The sequence below is a fragment of the Nocardioides sp. genome (assembly GCF_036493135.1).
In the GTDB taxonomy this organism is placed as follows: Bacteria; Actinomycetota; Actinomycetes; order Propionibacteriales; family Nocardioidaceae; genus Nocardioides.
Window position 1 is genome coordinate 18,145 of record NZ_DASXQG010000024.1, and the last position, 12,998, is coordinate 31,142.

Here is a 12,998-nt window from a genome sequence, read left to right on the forward strand (position 1 = left end):
GGTCGGTAGAGGCTCAGCCTAGGGGGTGGACAGGTGTCCTCGGTGACGTGGCGCGAACGCGTGCGCTACCGGTTCGACAAATGGATGTCCCGTGGTCCGGGCGCGATCATGGCGCTCTTGGGCATCGTGACGCTGGTGTTCGTGGTCGTCGTGGCACTGATCGTGATCCTGCTCCAAGCGTTCCCCGACGAGGCGGACACCGGCGGCTTCTGGGACATCGCGTGGGGGAACCTCATGCGAACCCTGGATCCCGGGACGATGGGAGCCGACGCCGGCTGGGCCTTCCGCGCCCTGATGCTGCTCGTGACCGTTGGTGGCCTGATCATCGTCGCCAGCCTGATCGGCATCGTGTCCGGAGCCTTCGACGACAAGATGGTCGAGCTACGCCGGGGGGCGGAGCCGCGTGATCGAGAACGGCCACACCCTCATCCTCGGCTGGAACAGTCAACTGTTCACGATCATCTCCGAGCTCTGCGCGGCCAACGCATCCAGGGCACGCAGCACCATTGTGGTTCTCGCCAACCACGACAAGATCGACATGGAGGGACAGATCCGTTCCAAGGTTCATAAGACCGGATCGACGCAGGTCATCTGTCGTCGAGGCAACCCGCTCGACCGCCACGACCTCCACTTGGGCAGCCCGGAAACCGCCCGCAGCGTCGTGGTGCTCCCCTCCGACAAGGACGAGCACCCGGACGCTTTGGTGATCAAGACGGCCTTGGCGCTGACCCATCAACTGCCCCCGGGCAATGAGCCGGCGATCGTCGCGGAGCTGATCGATCCGCTCAACCTCGATGCTGCCCGGCTCGCCGGCCAGGGTCGCGCCCGATGGCTTCTGGCGAGTGAGCTGATCAGTCGGATGACCGTCCAGACGTGCCTGCAAGGCGGTCTCAGCACGGTCTGCACCGAATTGCTCGACTTCGCCGGCGACGAGATCTACTTCACCGAGCAGCCTCAGCTCGTGGGCGTGAGCTACCTGGAAGCCCAATGTGCGTTCTCACGTTCCACGGTCATCGGTATCGCTCGCGGCGAGGACGTCCGGCTCAACCCTCCCGCTGAGACAGCCATCGAGAAGGGCGACCAGTTGATCCTGATCGCCGCCGACGACAGCACCATCGAGTGCGTTGCGCCGAGGAGCGCCGACACGACCGTCATCAGCGATCTCATCGAGGTTCCCGAACAGCCCGAGCGGATCCTCGTGCTCGGAAGCAACTCGAACCTGCAGCGGATGCTCGACGACCTCGCCAAGTACCTCGCACCTGGATCGTCCGTCCATGTGGTGACCGATTCGACAGACCCGGCACCGCTCCCTCCGGAGGGACTTACCGTCGGGGTGACCCGAGCTGACACGACGAGTCGCCACGTGCTCGAGCGGCTTGGTGTGGAGAACTACGGCCACGTCCTCGTGCTCGCCTATCACGACCGCTACGACGTCCAGGTGGCCGACTCCAAGACCCTCGTCACTCTCCTCCATCTGCGCGACATCGCCGACCGAGCAGCCCTGGACATCAACATCGTCAGTGAGATGCTCGACGACCGGAACAGGGAGCTCGCAGAGGTCGCGAGGCCCGACGACTTCATCGTCAGCAGCCGGCTCGTGAGCCTGATGCTCGCGCAGGTGAGCGAGAACTCCGAGCTCATCACGGTGTTCGAGCAGTTGTTCTCCGGAGACGGCAGTGAGATCTACGTCGTTCCGTCCGAGCTCTACATCCGGGACGGCGCCGAGGCGGACTTCTACACCGTCACCGCGGCCGCCGCCCGCCGTCAGGAGACCGCCCTGGGGTATCGGATCGCCGAGGACGCTTACTCGAACGTGAAGAGCTACGGCGTTCACCTGAATCCGCCGAAGGGGGAGCGCCGTACGTTCGGGCCAGGTGATTCGATCATCGTGCTTGCAGAGAACGGCAAGGGCACAGGGCGGGCCCCTCAGGCAGGTGTCACGCCTGCTATGGATCGAAGCGGGGCAGCGCGTTCGCGGCACAGGCCCGAACGGGCGATTGGACGTTGATCCTGTATGTCCTCAGCGGTACGGCGTTGCAGTGCTGCCAGGACGCGGTGGTAGCGAGGTAACCGGGACCCGGGCTCCCACCTGCGTCGCTTCGGCCTGCAGGGCACTATGACCTTCACGAAGGCTGCCTTGGCTGTTCACGTGCCACTCCGTAGCGCATCCGGTAGGTGTCGTCCTCACGCCGGATTCGCTCGCTCTCGCACAGGCGGACGGGCCACGCCGGCTTCTAGCTCGCCTGCACGGTCGCGGTGTACGGCGTCGTTGGTCGCGTGGACGAGATCAACGTCGGCGAGAGTTTCTACGACGATCCGGACTACGTATCTGATGCCGACCGGGACAGCCGGCGCCTGAAGCATTGGCATGGAGTGTTGTGGAGCGAAGAGCTGCCCAGCGGTGAGCGGCTCGAATGGACGCCTGAACCCGGCAGCTACCTCGCTGCCACCTCGTCCGCCGGTCCGCTGCGTGTCTCGAGCGACACGATCGCCACCACCCATGCCGCATACGCAAACTCGGATGTCCCGCAGTGGTGGAGTGGCCTGGCGGAGGCGGAACGGTCACGCCATGAGAAGGCCTTTTACACCATCGGTGGGTTCATCATTTTCCCCACTCGACCACAGTCGCTGAACCAACGGCGTGGCACTGACCGGCGGATCTGCGATCGGTTCGACCTGACCCTCGAGTGCATCCGTCGCTACTACCTGGGCCAAGGCACAAGTCCCTTGGCGGACGTCATCCGGGCCGATGCCAACTACTTCGGCCTCTTCGGTCACGGCCCCACCGGATTTACCAGCTTCGTCAACTTCTTCCACCTCCACGACATGATCGATGGGGACTCGATCAGGTGGCTGGACGGATCGGGAGAGAGCGTGTGGGACTTCGATGCGCCACCCCTGCCCACCTCGGCCTCGGGCTACCAAACCTATCTGGACAACGTCCTGACCTTCGTCATGTCTCGCAACGACCGGATCCGCGAGTGGTGTCTCGCCCACCCTGGGCCGGCGGGATGACGCGCTTGAACTGGCGATGCTGGACAGGAGTTACGTCCGGATGAGGAAGACGTGTGCAAGATGCTGAACGATGCCAGACTGGTCGGATTCGTTGGGGTGTCTGACCTCGATGTCGCCCGGCACTTCTACGGTGGCGTGCTCCGCCTTCAGCTTGAAGACGCCCGGCCTTTCGCGCTCGTGCATGAGACCGCGACGACCCAACTCCGCATCACGCTGGTTGACGAGGTTCGCGCAGCCCCCTACACCGTGCTCGGCTGGTCGGTGGCGGACCTTGACGCGGAGATCGACCTACTCGCTGCGGCTGGGGTGACGTTCAATCGCTACCCCGGTATGGAACAAGACGAACGCGGCATCTGGACCTCGCCCAGCGGTGCGCGGATCGCGTGGTTCCACGACCCCGACGGCAACAACCTTTCCCTTCAAGGCTGAAGTACGACCGAGGAGGTTCGGGCGTCGAGCGGATACGCATGGTTAGCGCCTGACCATGGCAAGGCGCTGAGACCGACAGCCACGATGGGCCGGCGCGCAGCGCCGGCCCTCGTCATGCGGTCACATGTTCTCGGCTGTCCGTGCCCTTCTCCTGGCGATCGGTTCCGTACTTCTTGAACAATGCAGCGAGCTGCGGGATCGCCGCGGGCTCCCGGTCGAGGGCTCGCTCCAGCTGAGTCACGGCCTGCGGGCTCAGCCTGAGCAGCTGATCCTCGGCAAGCACGGCGCGGGCCCGTTCCATGGCGGCGCCCATCACGAACGAGGTCATGTCTTGTCCTTGCAAGGCTGCTGCCTCACGAATGGTGCTCAGCGCGTCAGCGCTCACGCGGATGTTCATGCGCTCCGATTTGGTCTGCTGCTCATCCATGGCAGTGCGTCCTTCCGATCTGGGATCGAGTGTACACACCAGGTGAGTACGAACAACCTAGTTCCGCACAGTTGCCCGCAATGCCTTCGTCGTGATGAAGAGATGGAGCGGCTGGTCCAGGAAGTGCTGGAAGCCGTAGCGAGCGTAGAAAGTCACCGCTTCCCGATCGATGGCGTGAACCACAACGACCTCGAAGCCGACGCTGTCGGAGGCTCGGGCGATTTCTGTCAACGCATGAACCAGGAGCCGAGCTCCGACACCTTGGCCCTGGCACCGTCGATCGACCGCCAGGCGAGCCAGAAGCACAGCAGGGACCGGATATCTACGCTGCCCCGCGCCGAATGCCTTGGCCAGATCGTCGAGTTCCAGTCGGTACGTGGTCGTGGCGTAGTAGCCGACAATCTCGTCACCCTCGATGGCCAGGAATGTACGAGTGTTGTCGGCGCGCTCCTGCTGCCCAGCCTGTGTACACAGCCACTCGTTGAGCTCCGGCTTGCCGCAGTCGAAACGACTTCGGTCGAAGCTCCTGACGAACTTGACGATCTCCACGAACTCCCCCGAGACGGACGGTGGGGAGCCAGTCAATCAACTGACTCCCCATCGCGTCGGACGAACGCGCCGATCAGCTGCAGCCGCTGGTGCTGCCGCAGCCTTCGCAGACGTAGCAGGAGCCGGCGGGGCGCATCTTGGTGCCGCAGGTCATGCAGAGCGGGGAGTCGACGGCGGTGCCGGTGATCTGCTCCAGGAGCTCGGCGGAGGTGTGGGCCTCGGCCGGGGCTGCCTTCGGAGCCAGGTCGTCGATCGCCTCGTGCTCGGCGGCGGTCTCGACCAGTTCCGCCTCCTCGACGACGGGGTCGGGGGCGGACAGGTCGCCGATGACTTCTGACGCGTTGCCGACCTCGTCATCGACGGGCTCGTAGGAGCCGGTCTCGAGGTAGCGCTGGCGCTCCTCGGCGGAGTAGATGCCGAGTGCCTGGCGGTCCTCGAAGGACAGGTAGTCGAGGGCGAGGCGGCGGAAGACGTAGTCCATCAGGGACTTCGACATCCGGATGTCCGGGTCGTCGGTGAGGCCGTTGGGCTCGAAGGACAGGTTGGTGAACTTCGAGACGTAGGTCTCCAGCGGGACGCCGTACTGCAGACCGATCGAGACAGCGATCGAGAAGGCGTCCATCACACCGGCGAGGGTGGAGCCCTGCTTGCCGAGCTTGAGGAAGATCTCGCCGAGCTCGCCGTTGTCGTGCGCGCCGGAGGTCATGTATCCCTCGGCGCCGCCCACGGTGAACGACGTGGTGCGGGCCTGGCGGGACTTCGGCAGGCGGGTGCGGGTCGGCCGGTAGACGATGACTTCCTTGGTCTCGACAGGCTCGACCGATGAAGAGGAGGCACGGGCCTGGTCCTTCTTCGACGACTCCGACTTGCCGTCGGCCAGCGGCTGGCCGACCTTGCAGTTGTCGCGGTAGACCGCGGTGGCCTTGAGGCCGAGCTTCCACGACTGGAGGTAGATGTCCTCGATCTCCTCGACCGTGGCGGTCTCGGGCAGGTTCACCGTCTTGCTGATCGCGCCGGACAGGAACGGCTGCGCGGCCGCCATCATCCGGACGTGGCCCATCGGGGCCAGGGCGCGGGCGCCCATCGCGGTGTCGAAGACCTCGTAGTGCGAGGGTAGAAGCCCGGGAGCGTCGATCACGTGGCCGTGCTCGGCGATGTAGGCGACGATCGCCTCGATCTTCTCGTCGTCGTACCCGAGCTTCGCCAGGGCCCGCGGGATCGTCTGGTTGACGATCTGCATCGAGCCGCCGCCGACCAGCTTCTTGAACTTCACCAGTGAGAAATCGGGCTCGATGCCGGTGGTGTCGCAGTCCATCATGAAGCCGATGGTCCCGGTCGGGGCGAGCACCGAGGCCTGCGCGTTGCGGAAACCGTTGGCCTTGCCGAGCTCGACGACGTCGGCCCAGGCCGCGGTGGCCAGCTTGTGCACGCGCGCGTCCTCGATCGACATCGTGCGGACGGCGTCGTTGGCGGCCTGGTGCTTGCGCATCACCCGGTTGTGCGCCTCGGCGTTGCGGGCGTAGCCGGCGTAGGGTCCGACGATCGCGGCCAGCTCCGCACTCCGCTTGTACGACGCGCCGGTCATCAGCGAGGTCAGCGCGGCCGCCATCGAGCGGCCGCCGTCGGAGTCGTAGCCCAGACCCATCGCCATCAGCAGCGCGCCGAGGTTGGCGTAGCCGATGCCGAGCTGGCGGTAGTTGCGCGTGGTCTCGCCGATCGCCTCGGTCGGGAAGTCCGCGAAGCAGATCGAGATGTCCATCGCGGTGATGATCAGCTCGACGGCCTTGCCGAACAGCGCGGCGTCGAAGGTGCCGTCATCCTTGAGGAACTTCAGCAGGTTCAACGACGCGAGGTTGCAGGAGGAGTTGTCCAGCGACATGTACTCCGAGCACGGGTTGGACGCGGTGATCCGGCCGGTCTCGGGGTTGGTGTGCCAGTCGTTGATGGTGTCGTCGTACTGCAGACCGGGGTCGGCGCACTCCCACGCCGCCTGGCTGATCTTGGTGAACAGCTCGCGGGCGTCGACGGTCTCGATGACCTCGCCGGTCTTGCGCGCCTTCAGCCCGAACGACGTGCCGTCCTCGACCGCACGCATGAACTCGTCGCTGACCCGGACGGAGTTGTTGGCGTTCTGGTACTGCACGGAGGTGATGTCGTGACCGCCGAGGTCCATGTCGAAGCCGGCGTCGCGCAGCGCGCGGATCTTGTCCTCCTCGCGCGCCTTGGTCTGCACGAACTCCTCGATGTCGGGGTGGTCGACGTCGAGCACGACCATCTTCGCCGCACGACGCGTCGCGCCGCCGGACTTGATCGTGCCGGCCGAGGCGTCGGCGCCGCGCATGAAGGAGACCGGGCCGGACGCCGTGCCGCCGGAGGACAGCAGCTCCTTCGAGGACCGGATGCGGGAGAGATTCAGTCCGGCACCCGAGCCGCCCTTGAAGATGAAGCCCTCCTCCTTGTACCAGTTCAGGATCGAGTCCATCGAGTCGTCGACCGAGAGGATGAAGCAGGCACTCACCTGCTGCGGGCTCGGCGTACCGACGTTGAACCAGACCGGGGAGTTGAACGAGAAGTACTGGTGGATGAGCAGCCAGGTCATCTCGTGCTCGAAGGTCTCGGCGTCATCGGGCGTCGCGAAGTAGCCGTGGTCGACGCCTGCCTTGGTGTACGTCGAGACCACGCGGTCGACCAGCTGCTTGAGGCTCCACTCGCGCACCTCGGTGCCGACCGCGCCGCGGAAGTACTTCGTGGTCACGATCGTGCTCGCGTTCACCGACCAGGAGTCCGGGAACTCGACGCCGCGCTGCTCGAAGACGGTCTCGCCGGTCTTCCAGTTCTGCTGGACGACGTCACGCCGCTCCCAGGTGACCTCGTCGTAGGGGTGGGTGCCGGGCGTGGAGAAGACACGCTCGATGGTCAGGCCGGGGGTGTGGTGACCCTGACCCGCATTCTTCGACCCCTTGACTCCGGTCTTCGCCGGGTGCGCCGTCTCGGTCATCTGTGCTCCTCGTTCTCCCGTGAGTGTTGCTGATGGTGCTCTGCTGATGGTCTCTCCGACCACCGACGTTCGTGCTGTTCGAAGTGGTGCACCCGGTGCGCAGCTTCCCCACTACGCACCGGGTGGTCTGTGGGTCATCCAGTGCGTACGACGCGTGGCTCGGGCTCGGCCGCGAGGGGCGCCTGCTCCATGCGCAGCAGCGCGATCTCGTCCTCGAAGTCGTCCGGCGAGCTGAACGCCTTGTAGACGCTCGCGAACCGCAGGTACGCGACCGAGTCGAGCGCCCTCAGGGGACCGAGGATCGCCATCCCCACCTCGTGGGCGGGGATCTCGGCGGCGCCCTCGTTGCGCAGGGTGTCCTCGACCTCCTGCCCGAGGCGGGCCAGGTCGTCCTCGGAGACCGGGCGTCCCTTGCTGGCCTTCCGGACGCCCGCGATCGCCTTCTCGCGGTTGAACGGCTCGGTCGTCCCGGACCGCTTCAGCACGGTCAGCTGCATCAGCTCGACGGTGGTGAACCGCTTCTCGCAGCTCTCGCAGCGCCGCCGACGGCGGATCGCGCTGCCGTCCTCGGAGACCCGCGAGTCGAGGACCTTGGTGTCGGTGTGCCGGCAGTACGGGCAGTGCATCTCGGTCTCCTCTCCTCGCTCGGTACGACGCCTGCTGGGGTAACGCTCAACGGGCGCGCCGAAGTCCCCCGTGACGGGGGTATCTCCCTGTGGACCGGCACCCCCACGCCTGTGGAGAACCGGCGATCTTCTGTGGGTGCGGACCCCTGTCGATGTGAACTACATGTGGAAAACCACACCGGTGTAACTACTAGATGTAGTGGTAACCGTACGTCGAGCGCGCGACGTTGGCAAGGACTTCGCGAAGATTCGGCGCGGTGGTCTCGACGTACCCCTGGCCGGGCGGCAAATGCACAGGTCAGCGGCCATGCGGGGCCCAGGATCGGGGTTGGCTGATCGGCGTGTCGGGTGCCGAGCGGATCGGTCACAATGGCCCGGTGACGTCGGGCAAGCGGGGCGCGGGAAGGCACGCCGGCCCCGCGCGCCTCCAGGAGGAGCAGGCCCCCCGCCAACCCTCGTCGTTCGCCCCGCTGCTGCTGCTCGCGCTCGGGGTCACCGCGGCCGTCGTCGCCTGGGGCTATCTGGTCTACCTCGCGATCGACTTCGGGACGACCGGCCGCAACGGCGACGGGACCGCCTGGTGGTTTCTCGCGCTGGCCACGATCGGCGCGATCGCCTGCCTGTTCGTGGGCCTGATGCTCGGCATGCGGCTCGTCACCCGCATCCGGGCGGCCGCTCCGCCACCGCCTCCCCCGCGGCCCCCGGGCGGCCGACGAGCGGCGCGCTGAGCCATGGCACCGAGTCAGCAGGGGCAGACCGCCGACTACTCCGGCACCCCGCTGCCGAAGAAGCTGGGCGTCAAGGACGGTCACGTCGTCCTCCTCGACCGGCTGCCCGACGGGCTCGACCTCGGGCTGCCGCCGACCGCGATCGTCGTACGCCGGATCCGGGCCGGGCTCGACCTGACCGTCACGTTCCACACCGAGCTCTCCACGCTCACCGACCGGCTGCCGGTGCTGTTCGAGCACACCGTCACCAACGGGATGGTCTGGGTCGCCTGGCCCAAGCAGGTGGCGGCCAAGAGGCTCGGCATCGCCACGGACCTCAACGACAATGTCGTACGTCGCGTCGGGCTCGAGATCGGCTGGGTGGACGTGAAGATCGCCGCGATCAGCGAGGTGTGGTCGGGAATGAAGTTCGTCCGGCGCGTGGTCGATCGCTGAATCCAGCCTGTCCACGAGTGGGTTTGGAGCACGCTTCCCCTTCATCACGCGCCCTCATCCTCGAAATGTCACTCCCCAGGGTTTCCCTCGCTCGAGCGCCGGGAGGCAGCGTGCATGGGTCACGCTGCCTCCCGTCTTCCCCGGTTCTCCGCGCTGGCCGGGGTCGAATCGGCCGGGCGGAAGCTCTCGAGTCGGGCACCTTGGTCTCGTGACGGCGCGGGCGCGCCTCCTCAGCCACCGGTGGGAACGCGGAGGTGCTGGCCGACCTGGAGCGTCGTGGAGTCGAGGTGGTTGATCGTCTCGAGGTGGGCCATCGTGGCCCGCACGTCGCCGTCGGAGACGCGGGAGGCGATGTCCCACAGGGTCTGACCGGGCTGGACCGTGACGACGCGGGTCGGCTCGGGCTGGTCGTCGGCCAGCGAGCCCGTGGCGGCGACGAAGCCGAGGCCGAGGAGGGCCGAGAGGCTCGCGACGAACACCGCCAGGCGGCCGCGACGGGTCAGCCGCAGCGAGCTGGGACGGGCCCGCACGACCTCGAGCACCTGCTCGTCGCCGTCGTACTCCACGGCGAAGAACTCCTCGAGGACGACCCGCCGGATCGGAGGAGCGACCCGGGTGACGACCGGGCTCTGCTCGTCGTCGGCGACGATGCGCAGCATCGGCCGGTCGGCGCGGCCCACCAGGGCCGCACCCTGACCCAGGGTCCGGCGTCGCGGCGTCGGCTTGCGCGTCGGCGCGGCCGGCGGGGTGAGCCGCGGGGTGCGGGTGGCGGTGATGCTGCTCATCTCTGGGCCTCCTGGGGAAGTGCTTGACCTGATGTCTAACCGGGCCCACCGACAGTGGGGATCCGATCAGACGTTCGATCGAACATGTGTACGACGGTAGAGCAGGTGTTCGAACGGTTTCAAGGGCGACACGAACAAATGTTCGAACGTTTTCCGCACTCTCCCCGCTCCCAGGGCCGGCAACGGTGGGTCAGCCACCGCCCCGGGGGCGTGAACGTCGGGCGATCGCCCTCCGGCCCCGGGCGGCGAACAGCCGGGTGCCGTGCTGCGCGACCGACGGCGCGAGCGTGGACGATCGCACCAGGCCGCCGCGCCACCCGGGCAGCGAGCGGACGACGCGGCGCGAGCCGAGCAGCGCCACCGCGGCATCCGCGGTCTCGTCGACGGTCAGGATCCGCGAGCCGGAGTGCACCAGCTGCGAGCCGAGCCCATCGGGGTCCTGGCCGTCGAGCAGGGCGGTCTGCACACCGTCGGGACACAGTGCGTGCACCCGCACACGTCTGGGCACCTCGGCCGAGACCGACATCGTCGCCGACACGATCGCGGCCTTGGTGGCGGCGTACACCGAGTAGCCGGGCACCGGGCCGAGCCCGGACAGCGAGGCGGTGTTCACGATGTCGCCACGACCGGAGCCGAAGGCGTCCAGCGCCGCGCGCATCCCCCACAGGCAGCCGAGCAGGTTGACCTCGACGAGCCGCTGCACCTGCTCGTCGGTCAGGTCGGCGAGCCGTCCGTCGTCGCCGACACCGGCGTTGTTGAACCACGCGGTCAGCCGGCCCAGGTCACTCGCCGTGGTCGCGACGAACCGGTGCCCGGCCGCGTCACGCACGTCCTGCTCGAGGCCGACCGCCGCGCCGATCTCCTCCGCGGTACGACGCGCGCCGTTGCCGTCGACGTCGGTGACCACCACGGCGTACCCACGCCCGACCATCCGCTCGGCGATGCCCCGCCCGATCCCCCGAGCCCCGCCGGTCACCACACAGCTCTCCATGCCCGGCGAGTCAACCAGAGCCGCTGGACCGGCCCCACGCGAGTCCTCCTGCGGGACGACGACACCACCGGTCCGGCTTCGGTCACTGAGCCAGGGCCGATCCGCAGGCGGCCGCGACACGCCCGTTCGAACAGATGTTTGATTCGCGGGCGGTCGCGGCCGTACGGTTCGGCTCATGGCTAGTGGATCGCGACAAGGCGCGTCGGGCAGCGGCCGGAGCAGCCGACAGGGCAATCTCAGCGAGCTGCCGGACGGCCCGCCCGACGCGACCGGGCTCACCCCGCGCCAGCAGCGGGTGCTGGCCACGATCAAGGAAGCGATCGAGAAGCGCGGCTACCCGCCCAGCATGCGCGAGATCGGCCAGGCAGTCGGCCTGACCAGCAGCTCGAGCGTCGCCCACCAGCTCCGGGTGCTCGAGGAGAAGGGTTTCCTCAAGCGCGATCCCAACCGGCCGCGGGCGCTCGAGGTGTTCCTGCCCGAGCTGATGGCGGCCCGACGGTCGATCAGCGGCGCCGACACGCCCGAGTCGTCGTACGACGAGACCGACGTGGGCGACGCGCGTCCGGAGGCGACCTACGTGCCGATGGTCGGGCGGATCGCCGCCGGCGGACCGATCCTGGCCGAGGAGACCCTCGAGGACGTGTTCCCGCTGCCCAAGCAGCTGGTCGGCGAGGGCACTCTGTTCATGCTCGAGGTGCGCGGCGACTCGATGGTCGACGCCGCCATCTGCAACGGCGACTACGTCGTGGTCCGCCAGGAGCAGACCGCCGAGAACGGCGAGATCGTGGCCGCCCTGATCGACGGCGAGGCCACCGTGAAGACGCTCCAGCGCAAGGACGGCCAGGTCTGGCTGCTGCCGCACAACGCGGCGTACGACCCGATCGACGGCACCGACGCGACCATCCTCGGCAAGGTCACCGCGGTCCTTCGCAGAATCTGAGGTACCTCACGGGGAAGTATCTCGTCACGTTCGGTGCTCTCCTCTACGTCATAGGGCTGATGCAAATCCTTTGCATCACCTGAGAGGATGAAGTGTGAGCGTTCGATCGAGCGTGCAGATGACGATCGCCCGGGGGAGTTTCCTCGGGCGTCGTGGCGTGCGCGAGATCCTCCTGATCGGCGCCCTCTACGTCTTCTACTGCGTGACCCGGACCTTCGCCGACGGCGACCTCGGCCCGGCCCAGGACCGCGCCGGCGACCTGCTCCACCTCGAGGGCGTGCTCCACCTCGACTGGGAGCACAACATCAACAACTGGTTCGTCGCCCACGCCTGGGCCGCGATCCCGGCCTGCTACTGGTACGCCGCGGCCCACTACGTCGTGACGGCGTTCGTGCTGGTCTGGCTGTACCGGAAGGGTCCGCAGCACTACACGCCGGCCCGCTGGGCGCTGGTGGTCTCCTGCTTGATCGCCTTGGCCTGCTACCTCCTGCTGCCGACCGCCCCGCCGCGGATGCTCAGCGGCTACACCGACGTCCTGAGCCTGCACGCCGCTGACGGCTGGTGGAGCACGGACGCGTCCGCGCCGAAGGGCATGGGCCAGCTGACCAACGAGCTGGCCGCCTTCCCGAGCCTGCACGCCGGCTGGGCGCTGTGGGTCGCGCTGGTGGTCCGTCGCTCGACGCGCAACTACTGGGCCCGCGGCCTGGCCTGGATGCACGCCCTGATCACCGCCATCGTGGTGATCGGCACCGGCAACCACTGGATCCTCGACGTGGCCGTCGGCTGGGCACTGGTGATCGTGGCGATGTGGCTGGTCGACCCGTGGTTCGAGGACAAGCGGCAGCTGGTCAAGCGGCGCCAGATCGAGTTCAACAGGCGCGTCTCCGGCACCGCGCGGCCGATCGAGACGATCCCAGGCTCCATGCCCGAGGAGCCGCTCACCAGTGAGGCGCTCGACGAGTTCGCCGACCCGCCACCGAAACGCCGCTACGACTGCTAGTGCTCCTCGACGGAAGTTGTTCGAGTGGCAGCCGTGGTCCGGGTGCGTGCATCGCAAGGCGGAGGAGCGAAGGCG

The 12,998-nt window shown here is 67.4% G+C and carries 13 protein-coding genes; 7 read left to right on the forward strand and 6 right to left on the reverse strand.

Features of this window, described 5'->3' with window-relative positions:
* The first annotated feature begins 403 nt into the window (after positions 1-403).
* The 3 genes from VGJ24_RS03740 (at position 404) to VGJ24_RS03750 (ending at position 3,444) form a co-directional block, all read left to right on the forward strand.
* On the forward strand, positions 404-2,008 hold the full coding sequence (locus VGJ24_RS03740) for a CASTOR/POLLUX-related putative ion channel (RefSeq protein ID WP_331499150.1): 1,605 nt from the start codon (positions 404-406) through the stop codon (positions 2,006-2,008).
* Positions 2,009-2,277: 269 nt separating this feature from the next.
* On the forward strand, positions 2,278-3,015 hold the full coding sequence (locus tag VGJ24_RS03745; protein WP_331499151.1) for a DUF6994 family protein: 738 nt from the start codon (positions 2,278-2,280) through the stop codon (positions 3,013-3,015).
* A gap of 60 nt (positions 3,016-3,075) precedes the next feature.
* On the forward strand, positions 3,076-3,444 hold the full coding sequence (locus VGJ24_RS03750) for a VOC family protein (protein ID WP_331499187.1): 369 nt from the start codon (positions 3,076-3,078) through the stop codon (positions 3,442-3,444).
* A 112-nt stretch (positions 3,445-3,556) separates the two neighbouring features.
* Here the strand turns inward: VGJ24_RS03750 and VGJ24_RS03755 are convergent, their stop codons facing one another.
* The 4 genes from VGJ24_RS03755 to nrdR form a co-directional block, all read right to left on the reverse strand.
* Positions 3,557-3,871, reverse strand: a complete 315-nt coding sequence (locus VGJ24_RS03755) for a DUF1778 domain-containing protein (protein ID WP_331499152.1) — start codon at positions 3,869-3,871, stop codon at positions 3,557-3,559.
* Between the two features lie 57 nt (positions 3,872-3,928).
* Positions 3,929-4,420, reverse strand: a complete 492-nt coding sequence (locus tag VGJ24_RS03760; RefSeq protein ID WP_331499153.1) for a GNAT family N-acetyltransferase — start codon at positions 4,418-4,420, stop codon at positions 3,929-3,931.
* A gap of 73 nt (positions 4,421-4,493) precedes the next feature.
* Positions 4,494-7,418: a vitamin B12-dependent ribonucleotide reductase gene (locus VGJ24_RS03765; protein WP_331499154.1), complete on the reverse strand. Its 2,925-nt coding sequence runs from the start codon at positions 7,416-7,418 to the stop codon at positions 4,494-4,496.
* Positions 7,419-7,552: 134 nt separating this feature from the next.
* Positions 7,553-8,044, reverse strand: coding sequence for a transcriptional regulator NrdR (gene nrdR, locus VGJ24_RS03770; protein WP_331499155.1), 492 nt, complete (start codon positions 8,042-8,044; stop codon positions 7,553-7,555).
* A 377-nt stretch (positions 8,045-8,421) separates the two neighbouring features.
* Between nrdR and VGJ24_RS03775 the strand changes: the two genes are divergently transcribed.
* Entirely contained in the window at positions 8,422-8,772 is a 351-nt protein-coding gene (locus tag VGJ24_RS03775; protein ID WP_331499156.1) for a hypothetical protein, read from the forward strand.
* A gap of 3 nt (positions 8,773-8,775) precedes the next feature.
* The gene (locus VGJ24_RS03780) at positions 8,776-9,207 is read left to right on the forward strand and encodes a DUF3052 domain-containing protein (RefSeq protein WP_331499157.1); all 432 of its coding nucleotides are present in this window, start codon (positions 8,776-8,778) and stop codon (positions 9,205-9,207) included.
* A 230-nt stretch (positions 9,208-9,437) separates the two neighbouring features.
* On the opposite strand, the gene VGJ24_RS03785 is transcribed toward VGJ24_RS03780, so the two are convergent.
* Positions 9,438-9,992 carry a LysM peptidoglycan-binding domain-containing protein gene (locus VGJ24_RS03785; RefSeq protein ID WP_331499158.1) on the reverse strand — a complete coding sequence of 185 codons (555 nt, stop codon included), beginning with the start codon at positions 9,990-9,992 and terminating at the stop codon, positions 9,438-9,440.
* A 190-nt stretch (positions 9,993-10,182) separates the two neighbouring features.
* Positions 10,183-10,983 carry an SDR family oxidoreductase gene (locus VGJ24_RS03790; protein WP_331499159.1) on the reverse strand — a complete coding sequence of 267 codons (801 nt, stop codon included), beginning with the start codon at positions 10,981-10,983 and terminating at the stop codon, positions 10,183-10,185.
* 175 nt (positions 10,984-11,158) lie between these two features.
* On the opposite strand from VGJ24_RS03790, the gene lexA reads away from it, so the two are divergent.
* Positions 11,159-11,923, forward strand: a complete 765-nt coding sequence (lexA, locus tag VGJ24_RS03795; RefSeq protein WP_331499160.1) for a transcriptional repressor LexA — start codon at positions 11,159-11,161, stop codon at positions 11,921-11,923.
* 94 nt (positions 11,924-12,017) lie between these two features.
* Positions 12,018-12,923, forward strand: coding sequence for a phosphatase PAP2 family protein (locus VGJ24_RS03800; protein ID WP_331499161.1), 906 nt, complete (start codon positions 12,018-12,020; stop codon positions 12,921-12,923).
* The last annotated feature ends 75 nt before the right edge of the window (positions 12,924-12,998 follow it).

What these genes read in the sequence shown, in the direction of transcription:
- VGJ24_RS03785 (WP_331499158.1), bottom strand. Translation starts at nt 9,992, where the DNA reads ATGAGCAGCATCACCGCCACCCGCACCCCGCGGCTCACCCCGCCGGCC.
- VGJ24_RS03765 (WP_331499154.1), bottom strand. Translation starts at nt 7,418, where the DNA reads ATGACCGAGACGGCGCACCCGGCGAAGACCGGAGTCAAGGGGTCGAAG.
- VGJ24_RS03790 (WP_331499159.1), bottom strand. Translation starts at nt 10,983, where the DNA reads ATGGAGAGCTGTGTGGTGACCGGCGGGGCTCGGGGGATCGGGCGGGGC.
- VGJ24_RS03755 (WP_331499152.1), bottom strand. Translation starts at nt 3,871, where the DNA reads ATGGATGAGCAGCAGACCAAATCGGAGCGCATGAACATCCGCGTGAGC.
- nrdR (WP_331499155.1), bottom strand. Translation starts at nt 8,044, where the DNA reads ATGCACTGCCCGTACTGCCGGCACACCGACACCAAGGTCCTCGACTCG.
- VGJ24_RS03780 (WP_331499157.1), top strand. Translation starts at nt 8,776, where the DNA reads ATGGCACCGAGTCAGCAGGGGCAGACCGCCGACTACTCCGGCACCCCG.
- lexA (WP_331499160.1), top strand. Translation starts at nt 11,159, where the DNA reads ATGGCTAGTGGATCGCGACAAGGCGCGTCGGGCAGCGGCCGGAGCAGC.
- VGJ24_RS03750 (WP_331499187.1), top strand. Translation starts at nt 3,076, where the DNA reads ATGCTGAACGATGCCAGACTGGTCGGATTCGTTGGGGTGTCTGACCTC.